Source organism: Rhodococcus sp. A14 (genome assembly GCF_011603105.1).
Classification (GTDB): domain Bacteria; phylum Actinomycetota; class Actinomycetes; order Mycobacteriales; family Mycobacteriaceae; genus Rhodococcus_F; species Rhodococcus_F opacus.
In genome coordinates, this window is sequence record NZ_JAAOQS010000232.1 from 1 (window position 1) to 2,704 (window position 2,704).

General features: G+C 66.9%; 3 protein-coding genes. 1 reads left to right on the forward strand and 2 read right to left on the reverse strand.

The genetic code is table 11. The features are described from left to right. Both G9373_RS44980 and G9373_RS44985 read right to left on the reverse strand, forming a co-directional pair. On the reverse strand, window positions 1-895 hold an 895-nt coding region (locus G9373_RS44980), incomplete at its 3' end, for a GAF domain-containing protein (RefSeq protein WP_206033978.1). Window positions 896-908: 13 nt separating this feature from the next. Beyond that, window positions 909-1,967, reverse strand: coding sequence for an alcohol dehydrogenase (locus G9373_RS44985; RefSeq protein ID WP_133985727.1), 1,059 nt, complete (start codon window positions 1,965-1,967; stop codon window positions 909-911). Between the two features lie 227 nt (window positions 1,968-2,194). On the opposite strand from G9373_RS44985, the gene G9373_RS44990 reads away from it, so the two are divergent. Continuing rightward, window positions 2,195-2,704 (forward strand): alpha/beta hydrolase fold domain-containing protein (locus G9373_RS44990; protein ID WP_167121278.1); only part of this gene is annotated, 510 nt, incomplete at its 3' end.

Sequence of the window (2,704 nt, forward strand, 5' to 3'; positions counted from 1 at the left end):
TGAACTCCAGCGCGAAGATCGCGTCCTGACCGGCGCGGCCGAGGCGCCGGACCATGGCCTCGGTGCCGAGCGTGGGCAGCTCGAGCTGCAGTTCGTCCTGATCCCAGCGGTGGCGGCGTAGCTTTTCCCACAAGTCGGCGTGGGACTCCGCGTCGAAGTGGGCGAGGGCGGGCAGGTCGGTCATCACCGTTTCCGAGTTCATGACCAGGACCGGGTGCCGAGACGACCGGAAGAGGCGGTAGGTGCGCGCCAGTTCGAGGTCCCGGGAGTCTGCCATGAGCTCGAGCGCTTCGGCGATCTGATATCCGGCCTGCCGCACCATCGCGACCATCAAAGGACTGGCGACGTCGATATGGGAGGTGATGGAGAGTGAACCCACGATCCGCCCGGTGATGGGGTGCTTGATCGGAGCCCCTGCGCACGCCAGTTGCGCGAGGGCATCGTTGAAATGCTCGGTGCCGCGGACGAATACGATCCCTCGTGACTCGATCGGAGTGCCGAGACCGTTGGTGCCCAAGGCCTGTTCGGAGAAGTCGAAACCTTCCACCGCGTTGGCCTGGTCCAGTGCCCGCTCGTCCTGGGTGTCGACGATGCGCCGGGACACGATGCGCCCGTCCTCGTCGGCGAGGAAGAGGGTCATCCGCGAGTCGGTGAGGTTGGTCTGCCACTGGTCCAGGATCCGGCCCGCGGCACGCAGGATGGCGCTGTCCGGGTCGATCTCCCCCAGAATGTGGGGTCCGGCCCCGGGATCGACGCGGTGCGAGACCGAGCGGCGCCAGCTCTGCTCGATCTCCTCGGCGACGAGGGACGCGGGAACGGAGGCTCGGACCAGCCCCTGCGTGATCAGCAGTTCGCGGGCACTCCGGACCTCGTCCTCGCGGCGTGACTTTTCCATCACCATCCCAGTGTCAAGCAGTCAAGACGATGCGTCCAGCAATGCCCCCGGCGGTGAGGTCGTCCAGGGCGCGGGAGACCTCCGCCGCGGACAGCGACCGTTCGACGACCGGGATGTTCGGCAGCTTTCCGCTCTGGGCGATCCGCACCAGGTCCTGCAGCTGCGAAAGAGTCCCCACAAAGCTGCCTTCGATGTGGATCATGCGCAGGGCCAGGAGTGCGGTCGGGACGGTGACTTCGCCGCCGAAGAGTCCGACCTGGACCATGTGCCCCGCCTTGGTCAGGACCTCGAAAGCCGACGTGGCCGTGACGCCGTTGTTGACGAAGTCGACGACGGCACTCGCAGGCCCCCCGGCCGCGCGTCGGATGTCTTTGGCCCCGCTGCCGGGCCCGGAGAGGACGGTGCTCGACGCGCCCATGTCCCGGGCCAGGGAGAGGTTCCCCTCGGCGACATCGACTGCGCAGATGTTGCGGTGGCCCCGGGCACGGAGCAACGCGACGGCGGTGAGGCCGAGGCCACCCGCGCCGAAGAGGACGACGGGCTCATCCGGTTCGAGGGGAAGTATCCTGTCGACCGCACTGTAGGCGGTCAGGCCCGAACAGGCCAGGGTGGCAGCCCAACTCGGGTCGATGCCCTCGATGTCCACGAGGTACTTCTCGTCGGGCACGAGAATGTATTCGGCGTAGCCGCCGTGGCGGGCCACGCCCAGGTTTCGTCCTGCCGCACAACGGTTGTCGTTGCCTTCGCGGCAGTGGCGGCACTCGCCGCAGCCGATCCACGGGTAGATCAGCCGCACGTCACCCGGACGAACGGATTCGACGTCGTCGCCCACCCGTTCGACGATGCCGACCACCTCGTGGCCGAGCACCATCGGGTACTCGATGCCGCGGTCCTTCATACTCATCAGCCCGCGACTGCCCAGATCGTATCCACCGGCCCGCAGGTGGGTATCGGTGTGGCAGACGCCGGCCCTCGTGACCCTCAAGAGGACCTTCCGGCCGGCCGGGCTCGGGGTCGGGATATCCAGGTCGTGGATCGTGCTGTCATCGGGGAGGACGGCAAATGCATGCATTGGGGGAGTACCTCGTTCGGGGGTGTGGCTGTCAGGTGTCCCCTCATCATCTGCAGAGATTCGAGGCGCAGAGTGTTTCACATCGGAACACAGGTGGTTCGGAACCTGCTTCTACGTTTGATTCAGGAGCCGTGGCAGCCATCACATCGGGGCGACCGCGGCGGGCACGACACAGAACACGGACGAGGCATCACACCACCTCGTCCGAAACCGAACCAAAGGCAATCATGACCACCAACATCTCCGAACAGCTCAGCGTCACGTCCGCCGATGCCGTGGGCCGGGACGTGCTGCGCGACCTCTACACCGATTGGTCCCAGATCATGGCGGCGACGCCAGACCTGACCATGCGCCTGTTCCGTTCCCTGTTCGACGAGTGGCACCAGCCGACGGTCGAGCCGGAAGGCGTGACGTATCGCGAGGACACCGTCGGCGGAGTCCCGGGCATCTGGTGCCTGCCTGAGGGAGCGGACACGTCGAAGGTGCTCCTCTACACACACGGCGGTGGGTTCGCCGTCGGCTCGGCCGCCAGCCACCGCAAGCTCGCCGCCCACGTCGCCAAGGCCCTCGGTTCCGTCAGCTTCGTGCTGGACTACCGCCGGGCCCCCGAGTTCCAGCACCCGGCCCAGGTAGAGGACGGGGTGGCCGCTTTCGATGCGCTCGTCGTATCCGGCATCGCCCCGCAGGACATCACAACCATCGGCGATTCGGCGGGCGGCAACCTCGCCATCGCCATC

Bases quoted from the DNA above. Each gene is read 5' to 3' on its own strand.
- G9373_RS44985 (WP_133985727.1), bottom strand. From the start codon at position 1,967: ATGCATGCATTTGCCGTCCTCCCCGATGACAGCACGATCCACGACCTG.